This window comes from Nitrososphaera sp. AFS, assembly GCF_009898475.1.
Taxonomy (GTDB): Archaea; Thermoproteota; Nitrososphaeria; order Nitrososphaerales; family Nitrososphaeraceae; genus Nitrosopolaris.
In genome coordinates, this window is record NZ_QURE01000020.1 from 20,709 (window position 1) to 33,253 (window position 12,545).

The 12,545-nt window shown below is 39.0% G+C and carries 10 protein-coding genes; 4 read left to right on the forward strand and 6 right to left on the reverse strand.

The window, feature by feature from the left end; translation table 11 throughout:
• The first annotated feature begins 10 nt into the window (after positions 1-10).
• A complete protein-coding gene (locus DYY65_RS04165) occupies positions 11-1,363 on the forward strand; it encodes a ThiF family adenylyltransferase (protein WP_162476725.1) in 1,353 nt (450 codons plus the stop codon).
• Here the strand turns inward: DYY65_RS04165 and DYY65_RS12910 are convergent.
• From DYY65_RS12910 to DYY65_RS04185, 5 genes are all read right to left on the reverse strand, one after another.
• Positions 1,328-1,783: a transposase gene (locus DYY65_RS12910; protein ID WP_370519290.1), complete on the reverse strand. Its 456-nt coding sequence runs from the start codon at positions 1,781-1,783 to the stop codon at positions 1,328-1,330. The two genes, DYY65_RS04165 and DYY65_RS12910, sit on opposite strands and share 36 nt — an antisense overlap.
• Positions 1,759-1,944, reverse strand: coding sequence for a hypothetical protein (locus DYY65_RS12915; protein ID WP_201449324.1), 186 nt, complete (start codon positions 1,942-1,944; stop codon positions 1,759-1,761). The genes DYY65_RS12910 and DYY65_RS12915 overlap by 25 nt, the downstream gene beginning before the upstream one ends.
• Positions 1,896-2,093 carry a transposase gene (locus DYY65_RS12920; protein ID WP_162476726.1) on the reverse strand — a complete coding sequence of 66 codons (198 nt, stop codon included), beginning with the start codon at positions 2,091-2,093 and terminating at the stop codon, positions 1,896-1,898. The genes DYY65_RS12915 and DYY65_RS12920 overlap by 49 nt, the downstream gene beginning before the upstream one ends.
• 357 nt (positions 2,094-2,450) lie before the next feature.
• Complete coding sequence (locus DYY65_RS04180) at positions 2,451-3,425, reverse strand: DNA-3-methyladenine glycosylase 2 (protein WP_162476727.1); 975 nt, start codon at positions 3,423-3,425, stop codon at positions 2,451-2,453.
• Between the two features lie 119 nt (positions 3,426-3,544).
• Positions 3,545-4,807: an MBL fold metallo-hydrolase gene (locus tag DYY65_RS04185; protein WP_162476728.1), complete on the reverse strand. Its 1,263-nt coding sequence runs from the start codon at positions 4,805-4,807 to the stop codon at positions 3,545-3,547.
• A 291-nt stretch (positions 4,808-5,098) separates the two neighbouring features.
• Here DYY65_RS04185 and alaS point away from each other — a divergent pair, with 291 nt between their 5' ends.
• Positions 5,099-7,834 carry an alanine--tRNA ligase gene (alaS, locus tag DYY65_RS04190; RefSeq protein ID WP_162476729.1) on the forward strand — a complete coding sequence of 912 codons (2,736 nt, stop codon included), beginning with the start codon at positions 5,099-5,101 and terminating at the stop codon, positions 7,832-7,834.
• Between the two features lie 55 nt (positions 7,835-7,889).
• Positions 7,890-10,850, forward strand: a complete 2,961-nt coding sequence (gene leuS, locus DYY65_RS04195; RefSeq protein WP_162476730.1) for a leucine--tRNA ligase — start codon at positions 7,890-7,892, stop codon at positions 10,848-10,850.
• A 46-nt stretch (positions 10,851-10,896) separates the two neighbouring features.
• Here the strand turns inward: leuS and DYY65_RS04200 are convergent, their stop codons facing one another.
• On the reverse strand, positions 10,897-11,124 hold the full coding sequence (locus DYY65_RS04200) for a hypothetical protein (RefSeq protein ID WP_201449321.1): 228 nt from the start codon (positions 11,122-11,124) through the stop codon (positions 10,897-10,899).
• Between the two features lie 112 nt (positions 11,125-11,236).
• Here DYY65_RS04200 and ilvA point away from each other — a divergent pair, with 112 nt between their 5' ends.
• Entirely contained in the window at positions 11,237-12,466 is a 1,230-nt protein-coding gene (gene ilvA / locus DYY65_RS04205; protein ID WP_162476732.1) for a threonine ammonia-lyase, read from the forward strand.
• Positions 12,467-12,545: the final 79 nt, after the last annotated feature.

Below are 12,545 nucleotides of genomic sequence, written 5' to 3' on the forward strand. Positions count from 1 at the left end.
GGTATATAATATGGCTAATGTGGAATTTGTGATCCCGTCGGTCCTTAATAAAGGCATGGGAGAGAAAAAAATCTCATTAGAAGCTCGTGATCTGAGCGAAGCGTTTCTGAAAGTCTCGGATATCCTTGGTGATGATTTTAAGCGTAGAATATTTGATCTGAATGGAAAGCCCCGTTCCCTGATCAATATTTACGTTAATGGCAAAAATATGCGTTTTAGCAGTGATGGTATGTCTGCCCTGCTCAAAGACGGAGATTCCCTATATATATTACCAGCCGTGGCTGGAGGAGCAGACCTGACGAATGAAGATACTCAGCGCTATTCTAGGCAAATAATGCTAGATGAGATTGGATTCATCGGAATGGAAAAGTTACGCTCTGCGAAAATATGTGTTGTAGGAACTGGAGGCATAGGAAATCCCGTTGTAACTCAGTTAACAGCAATGGGAGTTGGCAAACTCACAATTGTTGATAGAGATGTTATCGAAATATCTAATTTACATAGACAACATCTATACAACCAAGGTGATCTGGGCAAAGTTAAGGTTGAAGTAGCTGCAGAACGTCTAAAAAGAATAAACCCCCATGTTGAAATCGAAGCTGTCCCCGTTTCTATTACTAAATATACTGCCGAAAGTGTCGTCAGAGGAATGGATCTAGTAATTGATGCACTCGACAGTGTTGATGCAAGATATGCCCTCAATGACGCATGTATCAAAAACAATATACCATTTATTTACGGTGGGGCACTGGGCATGTTAGGCTCGGTGTGCACTATACTCCCTAACAAATCTGCATGTTTACGCTGTATGTTTCCCGCATTGACCGAAGATGACATGCCTACTTGCAGTACCGAAGGGGTTCATCCATCAATCTTGTATTTAGTAGCTGGCACCCAGGTGTCTGAGGCAGTAAGGGTTATTCTAGGGCAAAAACCCAAACTAATAGATAGATTGCTATATATCGACTTAAACGAACTATCCTTCGATAAAATCCAAATGTCTAGGCAAGAACAGTGTCCTTCATGCGGACAAAAAGAAGACAAGAATGTAGACTTAGTTCCGCAGCAGGAAGAAGTGATAATTGAGGAGCTATGTGGAAGGGAGAGAGGCAGACGGGCATATAGCGTTACTCCTACATCAACACTATCTAATTCAATTAGTCTAGCCGGAATAGCAAAGAACGCAGAAACGCTTGGTTATGACATCAAAATGAAGGGGAAGCTAGGTATCACTGCTATAAGCGCAACTGCTAGCAAATTGTCAATCAGTTTTCTTAGAAGTGGCGCAGCGACAATTGTCGGTGCAAAAGATGAGCATGATGCAATGTCAATTTATAGAGAATTTGCAAAGTCTAGTGACTAGTCTTCTTGAGCCGTATCGAGATGTAAGTTTAGAACTCATCTGAAAAGTCTCATTAGAATCGTTATACAGCCAAGTTGTAGTGTTGGTAGAGGAATATTTTGGTCTACCATGTTTTGGTTCAGTATTACTTCTTTCTTTTATTTGGGCTCTAATACGTCTATTGTAAAGGTATGTTAGTACTATAAGCGTATGATATTTGGGATCAGCCCAAATGCATTGTGGTCTGCTCTTTGGCCTTCCACTGTTATTCCTAATTTGTATATTATTCAGGAGGGGAATTAGCTTTCTGCTTTCATCCTCATTTCCTGGATCCAAATCTGTTACTATTGGTAATGATTTAGGCGTTACTGCTACGTGTATCTTGCTTCCCTTTATTCTCTTATAGCCATCAAAGCCTATTTCTTGCCCCCTTTCCTTGATGCTACGGTGCTACTATCTACTGATAGATCGTCTAAGTTTATCAATTCAGAATTATAGCCACGTGATATCAAGTAATTCATCATATTTTTCCACACATCTCTGATATTCCACTTCATATGTCTTTCCCAAGCTGTTTTGTAAGAACCGTATTTTGAGGGCATACCATCCATCTACATCCACTCATAAGGACATATAAGTTGCCATTAACTTTATTCCTGTCATTAGCTCTAGGTTTACCAGTAGGAGCATGAGGAGGAATTGATGGTAGTAAAAGATTCCATTGATTATCTGTTAGCTCTCCAAACCTCACTAGTTTGATAAAACACAATCAAAGCTATACGTAAACTGGTGAGATAGTCTATTACTTTCCAGATGAGTTCTTAATGCAATCCATTTTTATTAAATGAGTGAAGGGTCTATATTGATAGAAAAAGAAATTTCAGCCAGAGTACCTTCCAGGGATCGATCTGCTCCAAAGTACTTCGGCAATAATTTTGGCTACTTAAGTCCTGTACGATTGTAAGGCAACTCAAGAACAGTACCAGACAGTTCCCTCTATGATGCTGATTTAGGAATTGTACTAATTTGAGATATTATAGGCCAGTTTATAGAACGCCAACCATCGAAATGTAAAAAATTTGAAATTTAAATATCGTTTTTAGTAGTACTACCATCTTCTACCCGCAATTTCGCGCATGTGATAGTAGATGAATTGTTGTGCGTATCCGCTATATTCCCCAAAATAGCGCCTTAGGTATCGCGATACTGCTGTGTATTGATTTGTGCTTAAACTCTCGTTCTTGCTTAATTTATCAAGCTTCGTATCTCCGCTCTCATCTAGGAGCCAGTAATAATATCGTGAAATTGCTTTCGAAATCCATACATCAATGGGAAATGCGTCAAGTTTTTCCAGCGAGAATAACAATATACAATCAGCAATTTTATTGCCAATTCCGTATACCTTTAGAAGTTCGCTCTTTGCTTCCTCATATTCTCTATGAATTAGATGATCCGTATCTAGATTGCCAGAGATGAGATGTTTTGCCACAGCCTTAATGGTCTTGGCTCGATAACCGACGCCACATGCTTGTAGGTCACTCAGGGTTGCCATGTTCAAACTTTTGGTAGAGGGGAAAGTATAAAATTCTCTTCCGTCAAATGTTAATTTGGTGCCAAATTTTTTCGAAAGATTCATTAGCATTCTACGAATCATTGTTATATTGGTATTACTGGCACATGCGAAAGAGAAAAGACATTGGTGGGGCTCTTGTCGCATCAAACGCAAACCATGATATTTTTTAATTGCTTCATGGACCAAAGCATCATTTGAAAGGATTGACAATACTTTACCTATGTTATCGTCTAACCTAAACACCTTTCTTTCCCATCCTTGGATTTCAGGATAGGAGCTAAATTCGAATTTATTATCTTTACTACTATTACTATCTCTATCACTATTACTACCACTATCACTATTACTAGTACGTCCATCATCCAAAACTGTAAATTTAACGATATTGTCCCCATAGGTGCCGTACCAAGAATTACCGATTTGTTGCCATAGAAACATTTGGCCGCTACTAACACTGATAGTTGGGTTAAAATAATAATACCTATAATAAAGAGAGTCTGGATCAGACAATAAGATCGAACCTAAAAGATGTGGTCAACCCTATTGAACCTTTTTATCTTTTTCAGGTTGACCTATGATTTCGAAAAGCAAGTTATGAAGTGATGCTAGCCTTTCAGAAATTTAATGAATCAGACTTCAACTACTTCTCCTGCATTTGGCGCCTTTGATTCAAATCCAAATTTGACTCTTATCTCCTCTGCAAACTTGGTACATGAAGGTCCGTCACCATGGACTGTTAGCACCTTTGGGTTACCCCGTATGTGCTCAAGGATCTCAAACAATTCGCTTCTACTATTGTGTCCTGAAAATTCAAACCGCCTAACATCAGCTAGACATTTTCTTTCCCTGCCATCAAAATTTACCACTTTTCTATCGAGAAGCGTTCGGCCAGGAGTACCTTCACCTTGATATGATACCATGGCAACCCCGTTCCGTTCGCTCTTGGCAATTTCCTGTAAATAAAATACGGCAGATCCTCCAACCAACATCCCGGCAGGCGAGATTATAACACAAGGTTCCCTGATCACGCTCTTTCTTCTATTCCATCCAGTTATCCACTCTGCCTCATTTATTGCACGCTTGAACACTTCAGCGTTTTTAAGGAAAGTGGGATGTTTCAACATTATTTGGTTTGCCTTCACCGCCATCCCATCCATTACAACTTTATATCGAAAATTATAAGATTTTAAGACACATGCAATCTCTTGTGCCCTTTCAACAGAAAAGGCCGGTATAAATAGAGTCCCATTTCTGTCAAGCACTTCGTAAGCAAACTCCAATAACTCCTTCTCGGCATCCTCTCTTGGCATCTGCTCTGTCTGTGAATATGTACTCTCAATTATCATCAAATCAATGTCATCAAAGTTCAAATCCGCAGGTCTAAGCAGTTTTGAACCTCTTGTATTGATATCTCCGGTATAGAATAACCGTTTACCTTCGTGCTCTACGATGATAGAAGCACCGCCCAATACATGACCAGACTCATGCAGAGTTATTTTCATGTCATTTACTTTGTATGTTTCCTTATACTGTAAATTTCTAGAATGTTTCATCATTGTTGATATGTCTATATATTCAAAGGGCAAATAGAATCCAGATATTTTTATCATGTCTTCAATTAACAATTGTGAAAGCTCGAATGTGGGAAGAGTAGCTAATACTTGAACAGCTGCTGAATCAGACAAAAACAGCGACGGAACAAATCCTGAATGATCCAAGTGGGCATGGGTAATCACTACTGCGTCAACGTCTTTTGGTCTTACGTGCATAGGAAAAATCGGTTCTCTTTTTAAGAGAACACCATAATCCATCAAAATACCGGTACTGTTGCTATTTACAAGGAACGCCGAACGACCTACTTCTTTCGCGGCACCTAATACTGAGACTTTCAATATAACCCCTTATTTTTATCTAAAGTGCTTTAAGTCTTTCACAATTATTAGCATTGCCGGTGTCATTCTTCCGAAAGGGCAATAGAATCTAGCTAACCCTTATACAAGACTCACGAAAGGATTAATAAAAAGGCAGAACTTTTCTATGAAAAATTATATTGATTTCTTTGAATCTAGTATTTTAATATGGCTCCTGCTAATACCAGAAATAACAAATTTATTTCCTAAAATGCTTAATTTTCAATCCTGATAATAAAGCATTAATAGCCTACTTCACTAGGAAAACAGGATTTGGGCAAAGATGAACTTACTTCCATCTTTTCATCAGACCCTGATAGATACTATAGGGTTAGGTTATTCGATGAATTGGGATTCGAGCGTCAACGATGCATTAAGTGTAGCAAATTTTTTTGGGCCCTTGGGAAGAAGTTGAATTGTCCCGATCACGATAATTATGAATTCCTTACTGATCCCCCTACGAAAAAGAGGCTCGATTATATTAATGCATGGAATGAAATTAAACGTTATTTTCAGTCGAATGCACACGCTTATGTGAACCGATATCCTGTAGTTTGTAGATGGCGAGATGATCTGCATTTCACTATAGCGTCAATAGTAGATTTTCAAAGAGTTATTGGAAACAACGTTATATTTGAGTTGCCTACAAATCCGCTTATTGTTCCCCAAATTTGCTTGCGATTTAATGATATAGAAAACGTGGGCCTAACAGGTAGGCATTATACAAGCTTTTGTATGGTTGGCCAAGTATCTGATGCTGACGCATCAGGTGGCTATTGGAAAGATAAGTGTATCGAGCTCGACTTTGGAATGCTTACACATGCATTAGGAATAAAACAAGAGGAAATAACTTTCGTAGAGGATGTTTGGATGGGCGCTGGTGCCTTTGGTTGCTCATTAGAATATTTCGTTAGTGGACTTGAACTAGGCAATGCCGTTTTTACTGAATTCGAGGGAAATTTAAACAATTATACTCAAATGAATAATAAAATTATTGATATGGGTGCAGGGCTCGAACGACTCTCTTGGATCACAATGGGAACACCAACTAGCTATGATTGCTCATTCGGGCCAGTTGTACAGAGATTAATAGACAGTTCTGGAGCCCCGAATAATTCCGAACTCCTTTCGGCATATTTTAAGGCAGTTTCTAATCGATTTGACAGTTTGAATGGCGATCTTGAAGGGCTGAAGCGTTCTGTAGCCAAGGAACTGAAGTTATCTAGTGACATGCTTGCAAAGCTGATAATTCCTCATGAAGCAATCTATACAATTGCAGATCACACGCGCACCTTGGCTTTTGCTATATCTGATGGAGCCCTTCCATCAAATGTCGGAGGTGGATATAATCTAAGAGTAATTCTGCGTAGGGCTCTTTCGATTATTGAGAGATTAGGTTGGGTAATGAAACTCGATGACATCGCGGATGCTCACATTGATTATATGAGAGGCATGTATCCAGAACTTGAAGAACATAGAGAAGAGATTAGGACAATACTTCAAATCGAATCTCGCAGGTATGTAGGATCTAAGCAAAGGATGGAAGCTCTTGCTACCTCGATAAAGAAAACAAAGAAGAAGTTATCGGTAGATGATTTGATCAGAATGTATGACTCTGATGGTGTTACGCCTGATTTTCTGGTCGATTTTGGAGTGTTGGAGGGCATCCCGCCTACCTTTTATACAAAACTTGCCGAGCTTCATACAGACCAGGTAGCAAAACATGTTCAACATCCTGTCTATGGAATAGATGGTATTTCACCGACTAGATTATTATATTACGAAGATAAATCAATACGGAAATTCACCGCCAAAGTTCTCAATGTTGTCGATAAATGTTTTCTGGTTCTAGATCGGACAGCATTCTATCCTAGGGGGGGTGGCCAGGAGCCGGATACAGGCGATATTAATGGTCTGAAAGTGATTGAAGTTTTAAAACAGTCAGATGTAGTAGTTCATAAACTCCAAACTCCATATGATTTTAAATGTGGTGATACCGTGCATGGAACAGTGAATGATCGAAGGCGTGAGTCAATTACAAAACACCATACTGCTACACATGTGCTCAACACATCTGCCAGAGAGAATCTAGGATCTTGGGTATGGCAGAATTCTGCATATAAAGATGAGAATTATGCCAGGTTGGATATAACTCACCATTCTTCTCTCCATACCCAAGATATTGAAAGAATAGAAATGACTGCAAATCAAATAATTAGACAAAACTTGCCTGTTAGGATTGACTTCTACGATCGTGTTGAAGCTGAGCGAGCCTTCAGCTTTAGAATCTATCAAGGCGGCGCTGTCCCTACCAATAACCTTAGAATCGTTAAAATCGGGAATCGGGATATAGAAGCATGTGGCGGAACGCATGCTACCACTACGGGTGAAATAGGATTAATTAAAATCACAAAATCGGAAAGAATTCAGGATGGGGTAGTCAGATTAGAGTTTGTTGCTGGTCAAGCTGCTATTAGTTATATTCAAAAGGAAGACAACCAGCTTGCTACGATCTCTCAATCACTGGGCTCTAGTAAGGAAAGAGTGGTTGATTCACTTCAAAAGACATTAGAAGATTCTCTAACAACAAAAAAGAAGGCGAAACACATGCTCCGGAGATTCGTTCCATTGATATCTAAATCTGTATCGAAATCAGCTGTGCAACTGACCTCAGATGGAGTTAAATTTTATAATGTGAACGATAGTGAATTGGATGAGGAATATCACATCACTGTTGGCGAAAGATCAATCCAAGACGATCCTTCTCTCATCTATTTAGCACTAATCTCAAAAGACGGAGGAATAAGGGTGATCGTTTTTGTAGGTGAAAATGCACAGAAAAAGATAAGTGCAGCCGTGATTGCAAAACAGGTTTCTGCTGATTTGGGAGGTTCAGGTGGTGGTAATAATAAGTTCGGGCAAGGCGGAGGGAAGTTTAAAGACAAAATAAATTCCGTATTACTCTCAATAGAAGATTTAATACAGAAATATGAAGGGGAATCGAAGTAATCGCAATTTATGACCAAGATCGGCTCTAAAAAATTGGGAAATAAAGGAAGAATGTATGATTGAGATAGATTGGAATTCTATTGAAGAAAAGTGGAGGGAAAGGTGGGAAAAGCAGCAGATTTTTGAATCAGATCCTGATTTGCTTAAGAAGAAATACTTCATAACAGTTGCATTTCCGTATCCAAACTCTCCTCAACACGTAGGTCATGGAAGAACGTATGTTCTTGCTGATGTTCATGCTCGTTATATGAGAATGAAAGGTTACAACGTGTTATTTCCGATGGGCTTCCATTATACTGGCACGCCTATACTTGCTATGTCACGAAGGATAATATCCGGGGATAAAGAGTTATTGGAAACATTTCATCAGGTTTATAATGTTTCAAGAGCTTTAATTCCAAGCTTTGCAGACCCTCTTAAAATCGCTGAGTACTTTCATAGCGAGATTAAGCTTGGAATGAAAGAGATAGGATTTTCAATCGATTGGAGACGAGAGTTTACAACAGTAGACAAGGCATATTCAAAGTTTATCACCTGGCAGTTTAACATCTTTAGAGAAAAAGGATTGATTATTCAGGGATCACATCCGGTAGGTTGGTGCCCTAATGATCAAAACCCAGTTAGCCAGCACGATACTATAGGAGATGTTGAGCCAGAATTCATTGAATATATATTGATTAAATTCAGATCAGAAGATGGATACATTATTCCGACAGCGACACTGAGACCAGAAACAATTTATGGTGTCACTAATTTATGGGTCAATCCAACTATAGATTATGTTAAAATTTACCTCAAAGATAAAAAAGAAAAATGGATTGTGAGTAAGGAAGCAGCATTAAAACTAACTTATCTTAACCATGGAATTACAATCGAATCCCACGTTTTGGGAAAGGATCTGATTGGCACCATGGCAGAAAACCCGGTCACCCGCGTATCATTTCCTCTCTATCCGGCGTCCTTCGTAGAGGCTGATGGTGGCACCGGGTTTGTAATGTCTGTACCAGCCCACGCACCTTATGATTATCTAGCACTAGAAGACCTAAAAAATAATGCTGCGATTAGAAATGAATTTAATTTAAAAGAGATCGAGATAGAGCCAATAAAGGTAATCGAGTCTGAAGATTATATGGAAAACCATGAAATACCTGCAAGAAAGTTGTTAAACAGTCGTAAAATACAGAATATGTCAGACCCGCAAGTTGAAAAGCTCACTAATGAGTTATACTCGCACGAATACTATAAGGGAAAGATGCTTCAAATGGCGGGAAAATATGCTAGCACCCCCGTATTTGAGGCAAAGGACAAGATAAAAGATGAGATCCTCCAAAGCGGTGATGCAGAAATAATGTTTGATCTGACAAATAAATCCGTTAGATGTAGATGCGGTACAAAATGTGTGGTAAAGATACTAAACAATCAATGGTTTTTAGACTACGGGAATCCGGATTGGAAACGTTTGGTGCATGAATGTCTTAACGAGATGGATTTAATACCTGGAGAGATTCGACAAGAATTTACAAATGTCATCGATTGGTTAAAGGAAAGAGCTTGTGCTCGGAAAAGTGGATTAGGCACTAAACTGCCGTGGGATAATGAATGGATAATTGAAAGCTTATCAGACTCTGTCATTTATATGGCATATTATACACTTGCAAAGTATGTTAATAATAACTCTATCCGCGATCCTGATAGTTTAACTAATTCGTTTTTTGATTATGTATTCTTGGGAAAAGGAAGTTTAGACGTTGTCGCACGAGAGCTGCGAATGTCCACGACATTGCTCAGTCAAATTAGGGACGAATTTTTGTACTTCTATCCTGTTGACTCGAGACATTCTGGAAGAGATTTAGTACCTAACCACTTGTCATTCTTTATTTTCGGTCAGGTTGCAATTTTTGAAAAAAAACACTGGCCTAAACAGATAGTTATTAATGGTTCAGTTTTGATGGGAGGCAAGAAAATGTCAAAGTCCCTTGGAAATATTATCCCACTGCGTAATGCAGTCAGAAAAAATAGTGCAGATGCGATTAGATTAGCGATGGTTATTTCAGCTGAGCTGCTACAGGACGCTGACTTTTCATTAGAGACAGTAAAAGGCCTACGTTATAAGCTAGATGATTTGTATGAAAAAGCGAAGGAGTACTCTCAACCTCTCCTATCTGATTTAGAGCAAGAAAGAATAAATGAAGAATCAGAAGATAGGTGGCTTTTAAGTAGGCTTCAACATATTATTGAGAATACAACAAAATCTTTGGATAGGCTACGTATAAGGGAAGCGGTACATAACATATTATATACTATGGATTACGACATCCAGTGGTATGAAAAGAGGGTAAAAGCCAAGAATCGGGAGGGTTTATCAGTTGACTATGCTCGCTCTACTTTCATTGATGCTCGTATTCGAATGTTAGCGCCGTTTGCTCCATTCATAAGCGAAGAAATCTGGGAATTAACTCGCAAATCGACTACTTCGATAATGTTTTCCCAATGGCCGATAGTGGATAAAGGCAAAGAAGATGTAATTGCAGAAGAATCAGAACAATTAATAAAGAATCTAATTACGGATATTCAAAAGATTGTCAAAGTGGCCAGAATTAAGCCCAAAAGAATATATATTTATACTGCATCAAAATGGAAATTTAAAATTTATAGTAAGATCCTCTCGAAATTATCAGAAAGCAATCTTAACTTCGGCGACATAATAAAAATACTTATCAAAGACCCTGAAATCACCGAAGTAAAAAATAACTTGAATATGGTGCGAAAGATGGTAGAAGATATCTTATCTGAGCCACTGGAAACCAGAAACAGAAGGTTACTACTCAAGGTTTTCGATGAGAGATCGCCAATAGAGGACGCCGAGAGTTTGATACGACTGGAAATTGACACTGACACTGTGGATGCTCAGATTTCAGTTCGTTCCGAGGATGATTGTGATGTTTCAAATTATGACCCAAAGTTAAGAGCCAAAACCTCAAGGCCATACAAGCCAGCAATCTATCTGATGGAATAATCAGAAATTTATTAAAATAGAATACGATGAGTTATCTAGAAGATTACTATTTTGTTGGTTTATTTCTTTTCTTCCTCGCGGTGATAATCGATGAGAACATGTATAGCAAAAAGCCAAGTATAGCGATAGGAAGGCCATACAGAGCGAATCCTCCTTTGTGCGTGTAGCTTCCTATTCCCACGAATATTGCACCTACTAGTAACAAGGACAGTCCAAACCTAGCTGCTGTGGGCATTTGGATCTTCGTAGCCGACAATTTCTTTGCCTTCACCATTGTTTCGCAAACACCAATATCATTTTATGGTTACTAACTAATCACAAAATTATAATTATGGCACAGAAGTGGATCCAGGTGTTACTTTAAATGAGAGCAGGAGATATTCAAAATGCAAAATGAAAGCCATGAATTCCCTACTCTAGATGACATATTTAGAGCGAGAGACTCAATAGGTAATTCCATTAAGAAAACTCCCTTACAAAGGTCAGAAACATTTTCCAAATTAATTGGCACGAATATCTTCCTGAAGCTCGAGTCTCTACAAAAGACTGGCTCTTTTAAGGTTCGAGGCGCATTGCTTAAACTTGGCATGTTATCAAGGGAAGAAGAAAAAGGAGGCGTCATAGCAGCTTCTGCAGGCAATCATGCTCAAGGAGTAGCATATGCTGCTCTCAAAAAAAATATTCCATGTACAATAGTTATGCCCAGGAATGCTTCCCCTGCCAAAGTTGCTGCCACCAAGGCCTATGGGGCAAATGTGATTCTTCGTGGGCTAACCTATGAAGAATCATGGCTTGCTGCACAGGAAATCTCAAGAGAGAGAGGTCATGCAATCATTCACGCTTTTGATGATCCGCAAATAATTTCTGGTCAAGGGACAATTGGATTAGAGTTGCTTGAGGATCTTCAGAAGGTTGATGAGGTTTACTTACCAATTGGGGGTGGAGGACTGGCTGCAGGAGTAGCAATAGCAATAAAAACAAAAAATCCCAGAGTTAGGATAATTGGAATAGAGTCTGATGCATTTCCTTCAATGAAAGAATCTTTAGAGCATGGATCCATCCGACACATAGTTGCAGGCCGTACCATCGCAGATGGCATCTCGGTAAAGTCGCCTGGACGACTGACTTATGAGATAGCAAGTCAATACCTAGACGATCTAAGACTAGTTGACGACTCCTCAATCGTTCAAACCATGTTTTTACTCATGGAAAGAGCAAAGCTGGTTGTAGAACCAGCAGGCGCAGCAAGTCTTGCATATCTAATTGAGAAAGGTCATCCTAACAAAGAAAAGAACGTAATAGCGTTACTATCAGGAGGCAACGTGGATATGTATCTACTGGGACAAATAGTTGCAAAGGGCTTAATGAATATGGGAAGAATGCTCAAAATCTTTATACAATTACCAGATAGGCCTGGTGCGCTAAAGACCATAGTTGATATTATTGCAGATATGAGTGTCAATATTGTCGAAGTAGTTCATGACAGACTTAGCTCCAATGTTTTTGCCGGTACCGCTGGAGTCTACTTGAGCCTTGAAATGGAAAATTCAAGCCATGCAGAACGATTACTTGGCCACCTAGACGCAAAAGGAGTAAAATTCAAGATAGTAAACTGATGGTACGCTTGGCAGTTGAATTACTAGTGCTGTGCATTTATGGGGTGTCTTATTATTGAAATGGTCTTAAGTGACGATA

What these genes read in the sequence shown, in the direction of transcription:
- DYY65_RS04165 (WP_162476725.1), top strand. Translation starts at nt 11, where the DNA reads ATGGCTAATGTGGAATTTGTGATCCCGTCGGTCCTTAATAAAGGCATG.
- DYY65_RS12915 (WP_201449324.1), bottom strand. Translation starts at nt 1,944, where the DNA reads ATGCCCTCAAAATACGGTTCTTACAAAACAGCTTGGGAAAGACATATG.
- leuS (WP_162476730.1), top strand. Translation starts at nt 7,890, where the DNA reads ATGATTGAGATAGATTGGAATTCTATTGAAGAAAAGTGGAGGGAAAGG.
- DYY65_RS04200 (WP_201449321.1), bottom strand. Translation starts at nt 11,124, where the DNA reads ATGGTGAAGGCAAAGAAATTGTCGGCTACGAAGATCCAAATGCCCACA.
- ilvA (WP_162476732.1), top strand. Translation starts at nt 11,237, where the DNA reads ATGCAAAATGAAAGCCATGAATTCCCTACTCTAGATGACATATTTAGA.